The 13,899-nt window shown below is 77.7% G+C and carries 13 protein-coding genes and 1 pseudogene; 4 read left to right on the top strand and 10 right to left on the bottom strand.

Annotated elements, in window-relative coordinates:
• The first annotated feature begins 193 nt into the window (after positions 1-193).
• From BLW63_RS11985 to BLW63_RS11975, 3 genes are read left to right on the top strand one after another with little or no spacing between them, the layout of a single operon-like run.
• Entirely contained in the window at positions 194-1,507 is a 1,314-nt protein-coding gene (locus BLW63_RS11985) for a sensor histidine kinase (RefSeq protein ID WP_091155891.1), read from the top strand.
• Positions 1,504-2,148, top strand: coding sequence for a response regulator (locus tag BLW63_RS11980; protein WP_091155887.1), 645 nt, complete (start codon positions 1,504-1,506; stop codon positions 2,146-2,148). The genes BLW63_RS11985 and BLW63_RS11980 overlap by 4 nt, the downstream gene beginning before the upstream one ends.
• The gene (locus tag BLW63_RS11975) at positions 2,145-3,017 is read left to right on the top strand and encodes a hypothetical protein (protein ID WP_091155882.1); all 873 of its coding nucleotides are present in this window, start codon (positions 2,145-2,147) and stop codon (positions 3,015-3,017) included. Before BLW63_RS11980 ends, BLW63_RS11975 begins: the two co-directional genes overlap by 4 nt.
• A gap of 9 nt (positions 3,018-3,026) precedes the next feature.
• Here the strand turns inward: BLW63_RS11975 and BLW63_RS11970 are convergent, their stop codons facing one another.
• Genes BLW63_RS11970 through def form a run of 3 tightly spaced genes read right to left on the bottom strand, consistent with a single transcriptional unit; the run spans position 3,027 to position 5,874 of the window.
• A complete protein-coding gene (locus BLW63_RS11970) occupies positions 3,027-4,409 on the bottom strand; it encodes an RsmB/NOP family class I SAM-dependent RNA methyltransferase (protein WP_091155879.1) in 1,383 nt (460 codons plus the stop codon).
• A complete protein-coding gene (gene fmt / locus BLW63_RS11965; RefSeq protein ID WP_280140512.1) occupies positions 4,406-5,392 on the bottom strand; it encodes a methionyl-tRNA formyltransferase in 987 nt (328 codons plus the stop codon). Before fmt ends, BLW63_RS11970 begins: the two co-directional genes overlap by 4 nt.
• A complete protein-coding gene (gene def, locus BLW63_RS11960) occupies positions 5,341-5,874 on the bottom strand; it encodes a peptide deformylase (protein WP_091155875.1) in 534 nt (177 codons plus the stop codon). Before def ends, fmt begins: the two co-directional genes overlap by 52 nt.
• A gap of 36 nt (positions 5,875-5,910) precedes the next feature.
• Here def and BLW63_RS11955 point away from each other — a divergent pair, with 36 nt between their 5' ends.
• Complete coding sequence (locus tag BLW63_RS11955; protein WP_091155872.1) at positions 5,911-6,405, top strand: hypothetical protein; 495 nt, start codon at positions 5,911-5,913, stop codon at positions 6,403-6,405.
• 197 nt (positions 6,406-6,602) lie between these two features.
• Here BLW63_RS11955 and BLW63_RS26795 read toward each other — a convergent pair whose 3' ends face one another.
• From BLW63_RS26795 to mihF, 7 genes and pseudogenes are all read right to left on the bottom strand, one after another.
• Entirely contained in the window at positions 6,603-6,764 is a 162-nt protein-coding gene (locus tag BLW63_RS26795; RefSeq protein WP_170856740.1) for a hypothetical protein, read from the bottom strand.
• Between the two features lie 872 nt (positions 6,765-7,636).
• Entirely contained in the window at positions 7,637-9,592 is a 1,956-nt protein-coding gene (locus tag BLW63_RS11945; protein WP_091155865.1) for a primosomal protein N', read from the bottom strand.
• Between the two features lie 244 nt (positions 9,593-9,836).
• Positions 9,837-11,033, bottom strand: a complete 1,197-nt coding sequence (gene metK, locus BLW63_RS11940; protein WP_091155861.1) for a methionine adenosyltransferase — start codon at positions 11,031-11,033, stop codon at positions 9,837-9,839.
• A gap of 98 nt (positions 11,034-11,131) precedes the next feature.
• Positions 11,132-12,343 carry a bifunctional phosphopantothenoylcysteine decarboxylase/phosphopantothenate--cysteine ligase CoaBC gene (coaBC, locus tag BLW63_RS11935; protein WP_091155857.1) on the bottom strand — a complete coding sequence of 404 codons (1,212 nt, stop codon included), beginning with the start codon at positions 12,341-12,343 and terminating at the stop codon, positions 11,132-11,134.
• Between the two features lie 181 nt (positions 12,344-12,524).
• A pseudogene (rpoZ, locus tag BLW63_RS11930) lies at positions 12,525-12,786 on the bottom strand (DNA-directed RNA polymerase subunit omega).
• 54 nt (positions 12,787-12,840) lie between these two features.
• Positions 12,841-13,452, bottom strand: a complete 612-nt coding sequence (gmk, locus tag BLW63_RS11925) for a guanylate kinase (RefSeq protein WP_091155853.1) — start codon at positions 13,450-13,452, stop codon at positions 12,841-12,843.
• 40 nt (positions 13,453-13,492) lie between these two features.
• Complete coding sequence (gene mihF / locus BLW63_RS11920; protein ID WP_091155849.1) at positions 13,493-13,843, bottom strand: integration host factor, actinobacterial type; 351 nt, start codon at positions 13,841-13,843, stop codon at positions 13,493-13,495.
• Positions 13,844-13,899: the final 56 nt, after the last annotated feature.

The following is a 13,899-nucleotide window of genomic DNA, read 5'->3' as shown; positions in this document are numbered from 1 at the left end:
GTTCCCGCCGTTCCGGATCGTGGTCGCGGGGTCGCCGTGGGTAGGACTCCCCGGGCGCGCCGACGAGCGGCATCCGCCCCGGGCCGCACCGCGTCGGCAGACCCCCGATACGGAACCGCGCCTCCCTATCGTTCGACGAGTGGTCCGGGGAGGGCGGCGGACGGCGGCCCATGCGGCGGGACGGCACAGGTCGGTGGCGACTTCCGTCGCCTGGTTCGCCTGCGCCGGACTCGTCGTGACCCTGGCGCTGGCCCTGCTCACCGGCGTGCTCGCGCGCCGGGCGGGCCTCGACCAGGGCACGCGGGCCTTCGAGAGCCTGGCCCGCGTCACCGCCGCGACCCTGACGCCCGCCCTCGACAGCGCCCGCGGCGTGCAGCCCGACCCGCCTGCGGACCTGCGCACGCACGTCCGCGCCCTCGTCACGGCCGGCCCGGTCGTCGCGGTGCGGGTGCGGACCGCCGACGGGCGGATCCTCTGGGCCGACGACCGCAGCGTCGCGGGCCGGGCGGCCCCGCTGCCGGACGCCGCGCAGATGGCTCTGGAGACCGGCTCGGTGACCTCGCTGGTGGCCGACCCCGGGGACCCGGGTGTGGTCGAGGGCCGCAGCAGCGGCCGGGTGCTCGTGGCCTGGGTCAGGGTGGAGGACGTGCACGGCACCCCGCTGCTGGTCGAGTTCCACGAGAGCTACTCCGAGGTGACCGACCTCGCCCAGCGCACCTGGCGGCGGTTCGCCCCGGCGGCGCTGGGGGCGCTGACCCTGCTGCAGGTGATCCAGGTGCCGCTGGCCTGGCGGCTGGCGTCGCGGCTGCGCCGGTCGCAGCAGTCCGAGGACGCGCTGCTGCAGGCCGCCGTGGACGCCTCGGACGCCGAGCGGCGCCGGATCGCCGGCGACGTCCACGACCACGTCGTGCAGGACCTCACCGGGCTGGCCTACGAGCTCGACGCGGCCCAGATGCGCGGCCGGCCGCGCAACCCCGAGGACGCCGAGCTGCTGGAGCGGACCGCGACGGCTGTGCGCCGGTCCGTCGAGGACCTGCGCACCCTGCTCGTCGCGCTCATCCCCGCCCGGGGCGGCTTCCGCGGCGGCCTGCTGCCGGCCCTGCAGCTGCTGGCGCAGGAGGTCGGCCGCTCCGGCACCCGCGTCACCGTGCGGGCCGACGCGGCCCGGGACCTGCCCGGCCCGACGGCCGCGCTGCTCTACCGCTGCGCCCAGGAGGCGCTGCGCAACGTCACCGCGCACAGCCGGGCGACCTCGGTGGAGGTCGCCGTCACCCGAGACGAGGGGGTCGCCACGATGAGCATCGAGGACGACGGGCAGGGTTTCGACGAGGCCCGGCTGGCCGAGCGGCTCGCGGCCGGTCACGTCGGGTTGCGAGCACTGGGCGAGCTGCTGGTGGACGCAGGGGGCTCGTTGACGCTCACGAGCGCCCCGGGGCAGGGCACCCGGCTGGTCGCGACCGTCCCGCTGTCGACCACCGTGCGCCCGACCGTGGGAGCCACGCGGTGATCCGGGTGCTGGTCGTCGACGACCACGCCGTCGTCCGGCGGGGCATCTCCAGCCTGCTGGACGCCGCCGACGGCCTGGAGTGCGTGGGCGCGGTCGGGGACGGCGACACCGCGCTGGAGCTGGTCGAGCAGCTGGACCCCGACGTGCTGCTGCTGGACCTGTCGATGCCGGGCCGGGACGGCGTGACGGTGATCCGCACGCTGCGCCAGCGCGGCCACACCACCCCGGTGCTGGTGCTCACCTCCTTCGGCGAGCCCGACCTCGTGCTGCCCGCGCTGGTCGCCGGGGCCGACGGCTACCTGCTCAAGTACCAGGACGGCGAGTCGATCCTCGACGCGGTGCGCTGCATCGCCGCCGGCGGGGCGCCGGTCGACCCCATGGTCACCTGCGCACTCCTCGCCGACCTGCGCGACCGCGGCCAGGACGACCCGCTCACCTACCGCGAGAAGGAGGTGCTCGAACTGGTCCGGCAGGGCCTGCCGAACAAGGTGATCGCGCGGCGCCTGCGGATCAGCGAGGCCACCGTCAAGACCCACGTCACGCGCATCCTGCAGCGCATCGGCGCCACCGACCGCACACAGGCGGCGCTGTGGGCCGAGCGCCGGCTGCGCCCGGCCGGAACCCACCGGACGCCCGGATGAGCACCGGCCGGCACCGCGACCGGCGGTCCGCCGTCCCGCCGGCCGACCCCGGGCAGCGGCCGGTGCTGCTGTACTACGGCGCGACCGGTCGGCCGGCGCGGCGGGCCTGGTCGAAACGGCTGGCCCTGGTGGCGGGGTCGGTCGCCGTGCTCGCCGCCATCGGCACCGCGACGCTCACCGGCGCGTGGGCCGGCTTCTCGCTGCTCGGCGCGCCGGCCGAGCCCGCCCGGCCCGCGGCTGAGCCCGCCCCGCCCGCGGCCGAGGACGCCGGGGCGGACGCCGCGCCGACCAGCAGTCCGCCGTCGTCGTCGGCCGCCCCGTCGCCGTCGGGCGACGAGCCCGCCACGACGGTGCCGCGGCGCAGCAGCGGGTCGGCACCCACCCAGTGGGCGGAGCCCTCCCCCGCCGCCGCGACGGCGGCCGCGCCGCTCACGGTCGTCCCGGCGGACGCCCGGCCGCGGGTCAGCGCACCACCCCCGGTCGCCCCGACCCCGGCCGCGCCGGCCGCGCCGACGGACACCGTCGAGGCAGCCGCGACGCCGTCGCCGGACGACGCCGCCCTCGCCGCGGAACCGACAGCGGCAGCGCAACCGGCAGCGATACCGGCACCGGCACCCGAGCCCGCGCCCGCGGCGTCCACCTCGGCGGCCGCCCCCTCGACCGCGCCGCGGTCGGACGACGACGAGGTGCGCGACCGGCCGGAGGACGGCGACGGCTCCGGCGGGTGGGCCGCCGACCCGGCACGCGGTGACCACCGGGAGCAGGACGGCGAGCACGACGACGCGCACGAGGACGAGGACGAGCACGAGCACGCCGACCACCGCGGCTCCCGGCCCTCCACCGCCGCGCCCGCGCGCCCGACCGGGTGACCGCCCGGCTCAGCGGGTGCGGCGGAGCAGAGCCATGAACATCGCGTCGGTGCCGTGCCGGTGCGGCCAGAGCTGCCCGTACGCGCCGCGGGCGAGCCCGGGCACCTCCGGGAACAGCGGCGCGACCGGCAGCACCTCGACGTCGTCCCGGGCGGCCGCGGCGTCGGCCACGGCGACGGTCTCGTCGGTGTGCGGCGAGCAGGTCACGTAGGCGACCACCCCGCCGGGGCGCACGGCGGCCAGCGCGCCGTCGAGCAGCGCCCGCTGCAGCTCCACCAGCGGCGCGACGTCGTCGGGGGTGCGCCGCCAGCGCACCTCGGGGCGGCGGCGCAGCGCGCCCAACCCGGTGCAGGGCGCGTCGAGCAGCACGCGGTCGAAGGCGCCCGGCCGCCACGGCGGCGTCCGCCCGTCGGCGACCAGCACCTCGACGTCGTCCTCGTCCCGCAACGCGCGGCGGACCAGCTCGGCGCGGTGCGGCGCGCGGTCGGCGGCGGTCAGCTGCACCCCCTCCGGCCGCACCGCCGCCAGCAGCCCGGCCTTGCCGCCGGGGCCGGCGCACACGTCGAGCCAGGCGGCGTCCGGACCCTCCAGCGGCGCGCGGGCGAGCAGCAGCGCGGCCAGCTGGCTGCCCTCGTCCTGCACCGCGGCCCGGCCCTCGCGCACCGACGGGACGCGGGCCGGGTCCCCGCCGCCGAGCCGGACGGCGTGCGGCGACCACGGACCCGGCTGCCCGCCGGACTCGGCCACCAGCTGGTCGCGGGGCACCCGGCGGGCGACCAGGTGGACCTCGGGCGCGGCGTCGTCGGCCAGCAGCGCGGGCTCGAGCTCCGCCTCGTCGCCGAGCGCGTCGCGCCAGGCCCCGACGATCCACCCCGGGTGGTCGGTGGCCAGCGCCAGCCGCTGGTCGCCGTCCCCGTCGAGCCGCTCGAGCCAGGCCGCGCGGTCGCCGCCCGCGGCGACCTTGCGCAGCACCGCGTTGACCAGGCCGGAGGCACCGGTGCCGACGATGGCGCGGGTGAGCGCGACGGACGTGTCGACGGCGGCGTGGGCGGGCACCCGCAGGTCCAGCAGCTGGTAGGTGCCCAGCCGCAGCAGGTCGAGCACCCGCGGGTCGAGCTCGGCCAGCGGCCGGGTGACCAGCGGGGCCAGCACCGCGTCGAGGGTGCCGGTGGCGCGCAGCGTGCCGTAGGCCAGCTGGGTGGCGAAGGCGGCGTCGCGCTCGCCGAGGTCGGCGGCGCGCTCGCGCAGCAGCTGGGGCAGCAGCAGGTTGGCGTAGGCGGCGCGGCTGGTGACGCCGTCGAGGACGTCGAAGGCGGTCAGCCGCGCCCCGTCGAGCACCGGGCGGGAGCGGCGGGACGGCGGACGGCGGTTGCCGCGCCGGGGAGCGGTCACGGGCCGTCGTCCCCGAGTCGCTCGCCCGGCGCCGGCCGCGCGCCGCGGGACCAGTCCGGTGCCGGCAGCAGCCGCTTGCCGGCCGGCTGCACCTCGCCGAGCCGGACCGCGCCCCGACCGGTGCCGACCAGCACGCCGGTCGGCCCCACCGACAGCTCGCCGGGCACCAGCCCCAGGGACGACGGCAGCGGCTCGACCGGCCCCAGCCGCAGCCGGTCGCCGCGCCACGTCGTCCAGGCGCCGGGCGCAGGGGTGACCCCGCGGACCCGCCGGTCGACGACGTGGGCGGGCAGCGACCAGTCGACGCGGGCGTCGGTCGGCTCGAGGCGCGGCGCGAGGCTGACTCCCTCGGTCGGCTGCGGCCGCGGCTCGAGGGTGCCGGCCGCGATGCCGTCGAGGGTGGCCACCAGCAGCCGGGCGCCGCTGATCGACAACCGGCCCAGCAGGTCGCCGGCGGTGTCCCGCGGACCGATCGGCTCGGTCACCGCGCCGTAGACCGGCCCGGTGTCCAGGCCCGCCTCCAGCAGGAAGGTCGAGGCGCCGGTGACCTCGTCGCCGGCCATGACCGCGTGCTGCACCGGTGCGGCACCCCGCCACGCCGGCAGCAGCGAGAAGTGCAGGTTGACCCAGCCGTGCCGCGTCAGGTCGAGCGCGGCCTGCGGCACGAGGGCGCCGTAGGCGACGACCGGCGCGCTGTCGACGGCCAGCTCGGTGAGCCGCTCGAGGAACTCCGGCTCGCGCGGCGAGCGGGGTTGCAGCACGGGGACGCCGGCGGCGTCGGCCCGCTCGGCGACCGGGGAGCGGCTCGCTCGGCGGCCGCGGCCGGAGCGGGCGTCGGGGCGGGTGAGGACGGCGACGACCTCGTGGGCGGAGGCCATCAGGAGTTCCAGCGAGGGGACGGCGACGTCCGGCGTCCCGGCGAAGAGGAGCCTCAGTGGGGGCTCACCTCCACCCGCGGCACCCAGGCCCCGGCGCCGGCCCACTCGGCCGCTCCGATCGCCGCGAGCGCGGCAGCGCGGGCCTCGGCGTCGAGCCGGTCGACGAACAGCACGCCGTCGAGGTGGTCGACCTCGTGCTGCACCGCGCGGGCCAGCAGGTGGGAGCCCTCGACGCGGAACGGCTCGCCGTGCAGGTCGAAGCCCGTGGCGGCCACGTGGAGGTGCCGGCGGCAGTCGAAGGTGAAGCCGGGGATGGACAGGCAGCCTTCGGGACCCTCCTCGGTCTCCTCCCCCACCGGCGCCACCTCGGGGTTCACCAGGTGGCCGACCTCGCCGTCGACGAACCAGGTGAACACCCGCAGCCCGACGCCGATCTGCGGAGCGGCCAGCCCGGCGCCGCCGGCGGCGAACATGGTGTCGGTGAGGTCGGCGACCAGCCGGCGCAGCTCCTGGTCGAAGTCCACGACCGGGGCGGCGGGGGTGCGCAGCACCGGGTCGCCCAGCAACCGGATGGGGGTCACGCTCACCGGTCGATCGTAGGCGGCAGCCCTACGGTGGCCCCCGTGACCTCGCTCCACGCCCTCCGGGCCCGTGCCCTGGCCAGCAGCGCACTCGAGGGGCTGGCGGTCGGCGCCGTGCTGGCCAGCCGCGCCGCGCCGCCGTGGTCCCGGCCGCGGGTGCTCACCGCCACCGCGGCCGGCGCCCTCGTCGCCGTGGACCAGCTCAGCCTGGAGCTCCCCGCCGTGCTGCGCGAGCTGGGCGCCACCGGGGCGGTCGGGCAGCCCCCGGTGCACGAGCGCCGGGCGCTGCTGCACGCCGGCACCCGCGCGCTGGGGCTGGGCCTGCTGCTGCAGGTGTTCGACCGGCCCGCGCGTGCCGAGCTGGCCCGCCGCGGCGTCGCCCACCCCCACCGGTGGTTCGGCCTGGCGGCGGGGCTGGCGCACGCCGCGGCCGTGGCCCCGGTGTACTGGCGGCTGGGCGGCGAGCGGGCCGCTGCCGAGGCCGAGCGCGACGCCTCGATCGAGGCGGAGCTGCAGGCGATGGCCGCCGGCCGCTGACACCCGGCCCCCTGCAGGGTCCCGCCGCGAGCGTGCGAGTGGCGGGGGGTCCTTCCCCAGGCCGGGCAGCTCCCGCTGGACCCGGGTGTGCGCGAGGAGCGTCCCGGCGCTGCGCAGCCCGGTCCCTGTGCCGGCGCGAGCGCCGTCCCGAGGGCCGGGCCCGCCCTCCCGGTGCAGGCCCGGCCTCGGGTCCCTGGTCAGGCGGACAGTCGCACCGAGGACTTGGCCACCTCGAGGTGCGCGACCTGCTCGGTCAGCTGCTGGGCAGCCTCGGTGGCATCGACGCCCACCTGCTCGGCGAAGGCCGCCTCGTGCTCGACGACCGTGCCCTCGAGCTCGACGAGGTCGCCCTCCTGCACCTGATAGGGGACTCCCCGGCCTCGGCGGTCAGCTGCACCCACACCCGCTCGGTCTCCGACGTGCCGAGCCAGAAGCCCTCGTCGGCCGGCACGGAGAGCACCCGGACGCCGGTGGCGGTCACCGGCTGGCCGGCGAGCCCACCCAGCGCCGCGGCGGCGTCGGTCCCCGCGGCCGGCACCAGCGCCGACCGACCGTCAGCGGTCACGACCTGACCGTCGGCGCGGACCCGCCGGACGGGGCGGCCGACGAGCCGGCGGCACCTGACGAGCTCGGCGCGGCCGAGCCGGAGGACGGCTCCCCAGCGGTCGAGGACGTCTGCGCGGCGGGGTCCGAGCCCGCTCCGGGGTCCTCCCCGCCGCACTGGCTCAGCAACAGCAGCAGGGCGACCAGGCCTGCGACGAGCAGCGCCCCGATCAGCAGGGCCCGTCGGCGTCCACCGCCGCGCTCGCCGCCGACGGGCGTGGCCCCTCGCTGCTGGCTCGGGCCGTCGGGGGCGTGCGCGACTCGGTCACTCGGTGCTCCTCGGGTTCGGATCGTCCGCGCGGGGTCCCCTGCGGCGCCGGGCGCTCGGGCGGTCGTGTCCGTCACGGGCCCCGATCAGGGGCCGCGCGGACCCACCCGAGTGCGCTCACGACGTGAACGCGCGTCGGCCGAGCGAGATCGAGGTCACTGGCCGGGCGACCCCTGCGTCTCGCCGCCGGGCCCGTCGTCCGGGCCGCACCGGCCGATCGGCCCGGTGAGGGACGCAGGTCGCGGGGCTCGTCGGCGCTGACGTGTCGGCCTCGGACCGGGGGCACCGCGCGGCGCGGGGTCAGCAGTGGTCCGGCCGACAGGGACACCCGCGTCAGGGCCGCGGGTGAGGGCCTCGCCGTCAGACCAGGTCGAGCGGGTCCAGCTGCACGCGGACGTGCTCCGGGGCCTTCTTCGCACTGCGCACGCCCTGCACCTCGGCCAGCGCGTGCGCCAGCGCCGCGCCCTCGGACCGCGGCACCCGCACCAGGTAGCGCTCCCGCTCACCTTCCTGGCCGGGTCGCGGCGGCTCCGGGACCGGGCCCAGCAGGTCGGCGTCGGCGGGCAGCCGGGCGGCCGCGAGGAACTCCGCCAGTGCCGCCGCCGTCCCGGTCAGCGCCGCCATCCGCGTCACCGGCGGGAAGCCGAGCTCGCGGCGGTCGGCGAGCTCGCGGGCGGCCAGCCACCCCGGGTCCCAGCGGACCAGCGCCTGGACGACGGGGTGCGCGGCGTCGGCGGCGACGACGACCTGCCCCCCGGCCGAGGCCGGGCGGACGAGGCCGGCGGCGTTCACCCACCGGCGCAGCGTCTCCTCCCCCGCCCGCAGGTCGGCCCGGCCGAGCAGCGCCCAGGAGTCCAGCAGCAGCGCGGCGCCGTACCCGCCCTCGGCGACCGGCTCGGCACCCGGCGTGGCGACGACCAGCGCCGGCCCGCCGGGCACGACCGGCAGCACCCCGGAGCCGCGGCCGGACACCCGCACCGCGGCGCCGGGAAAGGCGCGTCCCAGCTCCTCCGCGGTGCGGGCCGCGCCCACGACGGAGGCGCGCAGCTTGGTGCCGCGGCAGTGCGGGCAGTCGAACGTCGCCGCGGGGCGGGCGCACCAGCGGCAGGCCGGCACCCGCGACCCGCCCGAGCCGGGGGTGGGCGCGACGCCCAGCGGCCCGGAGCAGGCCGCGCAGCGGGCCGGCGCCCGGCACCGGTCACAGGCCAGCCCGGGCGCGTAGCCGGCCCGCGGCACCTGCACGAGCACCGGCGCGCCGTCGGCGAGGGCCTGGCGGGCGACGCGGTGGGCGAGGCTGGGTAGCCGGGCGGTGCGGGCGGCGGGGTCGCGGGCCAGCTCGGCGTCGGCGCCCAGGGCCTGCACCCGTGGCGCGGCGGCGCGCAGGGTGGCGCGGTCGGCGGCCAGCTCGTGCGCCCAGCCGCTCTCCACCAGCAGCTGGGCCTCCGCGCTGCGCGCGGTCGCGGCGACGACGGCCGCGCAGTAGGCGAGGTGGGCGCGGTGCACGAGCACGTCGCGGGCGTGCGCGTACGGCGCGCGGGGCTCGGCGTGCAGGTCGTCACCGTCGTCCCAGAGGGCGACCAGCCCGAGGTCGGCGACCGGCGCGTAGACCGCGGCGCGGGTGCCGAGGACCACCTTGGCAGTGCCGCGGACGACGTCGAGGAAGCGGCGGTAGCGGGCGTCCGGGGCGGCGTCGGCGCGCAGCACGACGACCGACCCCTGCGGCAGCCGGGCCTCCGCGGCGGCGGCCAGCCGGTCGAGGTCGCGGCCGTCCGGCGTCACCACCAGGGCGCCGCGTCCCCCGGAGAGGGCGGCCTGGCACAGCTCGACCAGCCGCGCCGGCCAGTCCTCTCCCGGCAGCGCCGTCCACACCGCACGGGCGGGGCGGCCCTCGGCGACGGCGGTGAGCAGCGCCGGGCCGGTCGGATAGCGGGCGAGGCCGGCCGGGTCCGGGGGTGGCGGGGGCGCGGGCGGCTCGGCGGGCGGGCGCTTCTCGGCCGCCACCCGGCGCGGCGGGACGGCCAGGCGCAGCACGTCGGTCACCGTGCCGCCCCAGCGCTCGGCCACCGCGCGGGCCAGCGTGACGACCTCCGGGGTGAGCACCGGCTCGCCCGAGACCAGCTTGGCCAGCGGCACCAGCTTCCGCCCCGACTCGCTCACGTCGGTCAGCTCGAGCACGAACCCGTCGACGAGCTGCCCGGCGAAGCGCACCCGCACCCGGCACCCGGCCCGCACCTCGTCGGCCATCTCGTCGGGGACGGCGTAGTCGAAGGGCCGGTCCAGGTGCGCCAGCGGCACGTCGACGACGACCCGGGCCACCCGCTTCGGCCCCGCCCGGAGGCTCGCCCCGAGCTCGCGGGGGGTGAGGGGGGCGGGGTCCTTCGACAGCGGGGTCTCCGTTCGGCGCGGGTCGTCTCCGGGCAGTGTCCCCGCCGGGTACGACGGCCCCGCGCAGCCGCGGCCGGCGTCCCGAGGGTCACCCCGAGCCGGTGACGTGCTGGCACGACCCCCGTGCAGGGCGCCGGGCCGAGCGAGCGAGGCGTGGGAGGAAGGTGGTTCTCCTTCAGGCTCCCGCGGCCGAGCGCAGCGCCTCGACGCGGTCCAGCCGCTCCCAGGGCAGCTCGACGTCGGTGCGGCCGAAGTGGCCGTAGGCGGCGGTCGGGGCGTAGATGGGGCGCAGCAGGTCCAGGTCGCGCACGATGGCGCCGGGGCGCAGGTCGAAGACCGCGCCGATCGACTTCTCCAGGACGTCGTCGGCGACCGTGCCGGTGCCGAAGGTCTCGACGAACAGGCCGACCGGGTGCGCGGCACCGATGGCGTAGGCCACCTGCACCTCGCAGCGGCGGGCCAGCCCGGCGGCGACGACGTTCTTGGCCACCCAGCGCATCGCGTAGGCGCCGGAGCGGTCCACCTTCGACGGGTCCTTGCCGGAGAAGGCCCCGCCGCCGTGACGGGCCATGCCGCCGTAGGTGTCGACGATGATCTTGCGGCCGGTCAGCCCGGCGTCGCCCATGGGGCCGCCGATGACGAACTTGCCGGTGGGGTTGACCAGCAGCCGGTAGCCGTCGGTGGGCAGGCCGAGCGCGGCGAGCTCGGGCTCGACGACCAGCTCCTGCACGTCCGGGGTGAGCAGCTGCTCGATCGAGATGTCCTCGGCGTGCTGCGAGGAGACGACCACGGTGTCCACGCCGACCGGGCGGTCGTCCTCGTAGACGACGGTGACCTGGGTCTTGCCGTCGGGCCGCAGGTAGGGCACCGAGCCGTCCTTGCGGACCGTCGAGAGCCGGCGGGAGAGCCGGTGTGCCAGCGCGATGGGCAGCGGCATGAGCTCGGGGGTCTCGTCGGTGGCGTAGCCGAACATGAGGCCCTGGTCGCCGGCGCCCTGCCGCTCGATCTCGTCGTCGGCGATCCCGGCGGTGCGCGCCTCGTAGGCGGTGTCGACGCCCTGGGCGATGTCCGGCGACTGCGCGCCGATGGAGACGCTGACCCCGCAGGAGGCACCGTCGAAGCCCTTGCGGGAGGAGTCGTAGCCGATGCCGAGCACGGTCTTCCGGACGATGTCGGCGATGTCGACGTACCCGGCGGTGGTGACCTCACCCGCGATGTGCACCTGACCGGTGGTGATCAGGGTCTCGACCGCCACGCGGCTGCGCGGGTCCTGCGCGAGCATCGCGTCGAGGATGGAGTCGCTGATCTGGTCGGCGATCTTGTCCGGGTGGCCCTCGGTCACCGACTCGGACGTGAAGAGGCGGCGTGACACGCGGTACTCCCTGGGGTCGGGAACGGTGGGGTGGGCGCCCGGGGGTGGACGTCTCGTCGGGTGCACGTTACCGGCGCGCGCCCGCGCCGGGGTCGGCCTCAGGCCAGGCAGGGGCCGACGACGTCCCAGACGCCGGCGGCCACGGCGTCCTTGCTGCCCTCGGGCAGCTCGGTGGCGGTGCCGTCGGCGGCCAGGACGACGGCGGCGTTGTCGGCGCGGCCGAACACCCGGCCCTGCGAGACGTCGTTGACCACGAGCAGGTCGCAGCCCTTGCGGGCGAGCTTCGCGCGGGCGTGGGTGAGGACGTCGGCCTCGTCGTCCCCCGTCTCGGCGGCGAAGCCGACGACCAGCTGACCGGCGGGCCGCTTGGTGACCAGCTCGGCGAGGACGTCGGGGTTGCGCACCAGCGGGACGGCGTCGGGCTCGGCCGCGCTGTCCTTCTTGAGCTTGGTCGACGCGACCGAGGCGGGCCGGAAGTCGGCGACCGCGGCGGCCATGACGACGACGTCGGCGTCCGCCGATTCGGCCACCATCGCCGTCCGCAGCTCCTCGGCGGTGCCGACCGGGACGACGCGGACGCCGAAGGGCGGCGGCAGCTCCACGTTGGCGGCGACCAGCACCACCTCGGCACCGCGGGCGGCGGCGACCCGGGCCAGCGCCCAGCCCTGCTTGCCCGACGAGCGGTTGCCCAGGTAGCGCACCGGGTCCAGGGGCTCGCGGGTGCCCCCGGCGCTGATGACGACGCGGCGGCCGGCCAGGTCCGCGGCGAGCGCGGCGGGGCCGGCGGCCAGCACGACGGAGGCGAGCGCGGCGATGTCGGCGGGTTCGGGCAGCCGGCCGGGGCCGGAGTCCGGGCCGGTGAGGCGGCCGACGGCCGGCGGCAGCACGATCGCGCCGCGCCGGCGCAGCGTGGCCACGTTGTCCTGGGTGGCCGGGTGCAGCCACATCTCGGTGTGCATGGCCGGGGCGAACACCACCGGGCAGGAGGCGGTGAGCAGGCTCGCGGTGAGCAGGTCGTCGGCCCGGCCGGCGGCGGCGCGGGCCAGCAGGTCGGCGGTGGCCGGCGCGACGACGACGAGGTCGGCGGTCTGGCCGATGCGGACGTGGGCCACCTCGTCGACGTCGGACCACACGTCGGTGGTGACCGGGTGGCCCGACAGCGCCTCGAAGGTGGCCGCGCCGACGAAGTGCAGGGCGGCCGCCGTGGGGACGACGCGGACGTCGTGCCCGGACTCGGTGAAGGCGCGCACCAGCAGGGCGGCCTTGTACGCGGCCACGCCCCCGGCGACGCCCAGCACGATGCGGCTCATGCGCTCGATCCTCCCCCAGACACGACGACGCCCCCGGCACCGGCCGGGGGCGTCACTCGCAAGGGACTGGAACGGCCCCGTCGCAGGGTCCCGCCGCGAGCTCGCGAGTGGCGGGGGGCGAGTAGAAGGACCCCGTCCTCCCCACCATTCGCAAGCTCGGGGCGGGACCCGGGACGGGGCCTCAGTTCTCGCCGGCGGTGTGGGTGAGCAGACCCTCGTTGATCTCGCGCAGCGCGATGGAGAGCGGCTTCTCCTGCGGGGCGGTGTCGACCAGCGGGCCGACGTACTCCAGCAGGCCCTCGGAGAGCTGGCTGTAGTAGGCGTTGATCTGGCGCGCGCTTGGCGGCGAAGATCACCAGGCCGTACTTGCTGCTCGTGCGCTCGAGCAGCTCGTCGATCGGCGGGTTGGTGATGCCCTCGGGGGCGGGTGCGACTCCGGACACGGGCGGGCGTGCTCCTCAGATCGGTTCAGCGGGGCGGCGTGGCCGGGCCATCCGCTACTCGTGGGCGCCGCTGCTCCGGAGGGACCCGGGCGACGGCGCAGTCAGCAATCCTACCAACTCGTCGGCAGCCCGGGCCACGTCGTCGTTGATGACCACCACGTCGAACTCCCCGGCAGCGTCCAGCTCGGCCTGCGCGATGCGCAGTCGCTCCTCCTGGACCGCCGGGGGCTCGGAGCCGCGGCCGGCGAGCCGGCTCACCAGCTCGCTCCAGGACGGGGGCGCCAGGAACACCAGCTGGGCGTCGGCGTCGCGGGCCCGGACCTGCCGCGCGCCCTGGAGCTCGATCTCGAGCAGCGCCGGTCGCCCGGTGGCGAGTTGCTCCCGCACCGGGCCGGCCGGCGTGCCGTAGCGGTTGCCGGCGTACTCGGCCCACTCGAGCAGGCCGTCCTCGGCGACCAACCGGTCGAACTCGGCGTCGCTGACGAAGTGGTAGTGCACCCCGTCGACCTCACCGGGCCGGCGCCCGCGGGTGGTGGCCGACACCGACACCCACACGTCGGGGTGCCGGCGCCGGACCTCCGCCACGACCGTGCCCTTGCCGACCCCCGAGGGACCGGAGAGCACGGTCAGCCGTGCCGGGGCGTGCTCCGGGACAGCAGCTGCCACGCGTCGTCGTCCTCGACCTCCGGGTGCCTGGTCCTGCGGGTCAGCCCTCGACGGAGACCTGCTCGGCGGGGACCTTCTCGCCGCCGAACTCCGTCTCGAGGGCCCGGCGCTGGTTGGCACCCAGACCGCGCACCCGGCGGGTCGGGGAGATCTCGAGCCGCTCCATGATCTTCGCAGCCCGGGCCTTACCCACCCCGGGCAGGGACTCGAGGACCGCGGAGACCCGCATCTTGCCGATCACCTCGTCGGTCTCGCCCTGGCGCAGGACGTCACCGACCGTGGCGCCCTTGCTCTTGAGCCGCTCGCGCAGCTCGGCACGGGCCTTGCGGGCGGCCGCCGCCTTCTCGAGCGCGGCGGCACGTTGCTCGGGGGACAGGTCAGGGAGGGGCATCGTGCGACCCAATCTGTCGTCGTCGCCGGCCATCCGATCGGCCGGCGGGGGCTCGG

This window comes from Geodermatophilus africanus, assembly GCF_900107105.1.
Taxonomy (GTDB): Bacteria; Actinomycetota; Actinomycetes; order Mycobacteriales; family Geodermatophilaceae; genus Geodermatophilus; species Geodermatophilus africanus.
This window is presented reverse-complemented; position numbering and strand designations above follow the sequence as displayed.

Coding starts and splice junctions, on each gene's coding strand:
- mihF (WP_091155849.1), bottom strand. CDS start 13,843: ATGCCCCTCCCTGACCTGTCCCCCGAGCAACGTGCCGCCGCGCTCGAG.
- coaBC (WP_091155857.1), bottom strand. CDS start 12,343: ATGAGCCGCATCGTGCTGGGCGTCGCCGGGGGCGTGGCCGCGTACAAG.
- BLW63_RS11975 (WP_091155882.1), top strand. CDS start 2,145: ATGAGCACCGGCCGGCACCGCGACCGGCGGTCCGCCGTCCCGCCGGCC.